Origin of the sequence: Rhizobium sp. BK289 (assembly GCF_014193575.1) — a bacterium.
Classification (GTDB): domain Bacteria; phylum Pseudomonadota; class Alphaproteobacteria; order Rhizobiales; family Rhizobiaceae; genus Rhizobium; species Rhizobium tropici_C.
Genome location: NZ_JACHZO010000040.1, coordinates 1 through 2,462, shown reverse-complemented (window position 1 = coordinate 2,462; position 2,462 = coordinate 1). Strand labels below are relative to the sequence as shown.

At 59.2% G+C, this 2,462-nt stretch carries 2 protein-coding genes; one reads left to right on the top strand and one right to left on the bottom strand.

What is annotated here, in order from left to right; translation table 11 throughout:
• Window positions 1–149 precede the first annotated feature (149 nt).
• Window positions 150–1,892 (bottom strand): gamma-glutamyltransferase, encoded by a 1,743-nt coding sequence (gene ggt, locus FHT84_RS31235; RefSeq protein ID WP_112340573.1) that lies wholly within the window; start codon window positions 1,890–1,892, stop codon window positions 150–152.
• Between the two features lie 280 nt (window positions 1,893–2,172).
• Here ggt and FHT84_RS31230 point away from each other — a divergent pair, with 280 nt between their 5' ends.
• The gene (locus FHT84_RS31230; RefSeq protein ID WP_112340533.1) at window positions 2,173–2,355 is read left to right on the top strand and encodes a hypothetical protein; all 183 of its coding nucleotides are present in this window, start codon (window positions 2,173–2,175) and stop codon (window positions 2,353–2,355) included.
• The last annotated feature ends 107 nt before the right edge of the window (window positions 2,356–2,462 follow it).

The window sequence follows — 2,462 nt, the reverse complement described above, 5'->3', positions numbered from 1 at the left end:
TCCAAGAATAGCAATAGACATTGGTTGGTCCTTTCCCTTTCCCGATATCAGCATTGTACTCGATGCTGGGTGAAAGGGCGGGCCATCCCATAAGACCGGTGCCGGTTGGTGGTGGCACCGATCCGAGTCGTCAGCAGGCACCGAGGCGATCAGTAGCCTTCGGCAAGTCCCGAGCCGGCGCGGCTGTCCATGGCGCCGTTGTAGCGGGCGCCACCGCCCTTGGCGATATCGCTGAGGCTCTTGCCGCCCACCAGGATGCCGGCCGCCTGGCCCCAGATCGGCCAGCTATTGTCGACCTGAACCGTGTAGCCCATGCCGGTCAGGAGCTTGATCGTATCCGGCGATAACGCGCGGGGCTCCATGTAGACCTTATCCGGCAGCCATTGATGATGGATGCGCGGCGCATCGATCGCTTCCTGGATGTTCATGCCGAAATCGATGACGTTGATGATCGCCTCGAGCGTGATGGTGATGATGCGCGAGCCGCCGGGGCTGCCGATCACCATGAAGGGCTTGCCGTCCTTGGCGATGATCGTCGGGCTCATGGAGGACAGCGGCGTCTTCTTCGGCTGGATGGCGTTGGCTTCGCCCTGCACCAGGCCGTACAGATTGGGCACGCCGGGCTTGGAGGTGAAATCGTCCATCTCGTTGTTCAAGAGGATGCCCGTACCAGGCGCGACGACTCCGGCGCCGAAGGAACCGTTCAGCGTGTAGGTGACGGCAACGGCATTGCCGTCATTGTCGACGATCGAATAATGCGTGGTCTCGTGGCTTTCGCCCAAGCCCTTGGGCATCAGATCCTTGGAGACGCCCGCCTTATAGGGCGAGATGTCGTCGCGGATCTTCTGGGCATAGGCCTTGTCCAGCAGCTTGCTGACGGGATTGTCGACAAAGTCGGGATCGCCGAGGGCCGAGTTGCGGTCGACATAGGCGTGGCGCATGGCTTCGACCATAAGATGGACGGTATCGGCCGAGCCGTAGCCGGTATAGGAGAGCGGATAGCCTTCCAGCACGTTGAGGATTTCGCAGATGATGACGCCACCGGAGGAGGGTGGCGGAGATGAGATGATCTCGTAGCCGCGATAGTCGCATTTCACGGGGTCCAGCTCACGGACCTTGTACTGCTCGAAATCCTGGTTTGCGAGAATGCCGCCCTTGTCTTGGCTCGCCTTGACGATGGCATTGGCGACCGGTCCCTTGTAGAAGCCATCCGGCCCCTGATCCGAAATGCCTGACAGCGCATTGGCGAGATCCGGCTGTACGAGCTTGTCGCCCGTCGTGAAGGGCTTGCCATCCGACTTGGTGAAGATCGCCGCGGTGGCCGGATCGCGCGCGAGTCGATCCTTGCTCTCGTTCAGTTCGGCGGCATCGGCCTGGTTCAGCGTGAAGCCTTCCCTGGCGTAGCGAATGGCCGGCGCCATCAGATCCTGACGCGATTTCGTGCCGTATTTCTCGCGGGCAGTCTCGAAGCCCATGACCGAGCCCGGAACGCCGACGGCGAGATAGCCATTGGTGCTGGCGCCTTTGACGATATTGCCCTTGTCGTCGAGATACATGTCCTTTTTGGCTGCCAACGGCGCGCGCTCGCGGAAATCGAGGAAGTCCGTCTTGCCGTCGCGCATGCGGATGGTCATGAAGCCGCCGCCGCCGATATTGCCGGCGGTCGGATAGACCACCGCGAGCGTGTAGCCGACGGCAACGGCGGCATCGACGGCATTGCCGCCGTTTTTCAATACCTGCACGCCGACGTCCGTGGCCAGATGCTGTGCCGTAACCACCATGCCGTGTTCAGCTTCGACGGGAGGTGGCGCGGCGGCTCTGGCGGTGACGGAAAAGAGGGCGAAGGTGACGAGCGTCACCGAGGATATCGCCCGTTGGCGGAATTGGCGCATGATGAATATGCCTCCCATTATTGTCTTGGTGGAAAATCGCCCACAGATGACATGGTGTCACGCGCGAAAATGGCGATATCGGCTGTCGGAATTTTTTAATCGGGCGATGCCGCATCACCGGGCCGCGCCGGTTCGCTATGTCTTTCCTGCACTACTATGGATAATTTTAGTCTTCCAACCCTGCGGAAGCTTGGGTCGGACTTGCAATATTTCTTTTATTAGTTACGCCTACTTTAGGTAGCTAGTCTATCGGGGTTGAAGTATTGCGTGGAGGTTGATGATGCCCGTCACGAGACTTGAGCAGTGGAAGAGCGAGCGCAAGGTCAAGGCAAAGCCACACGTCATTGCCGAAAAGACGCACATCATTGAAATCGAGTGCGACCATTGCAGCCGGCACTTCTTCCGATGGTCATCGATGGCAGCCGTCTACTGGCGTTGTGACGATTGCACCGCCATCGTCTGATCTCATTTGCACCTAGAGCAACGTGCATTCAGACGTATCCGGCGGCTTTAAAGTAGTTTTGGCATTCTGTGGGTGAGTAAAGTGTGCAGATATCGCCGATGGCCTTC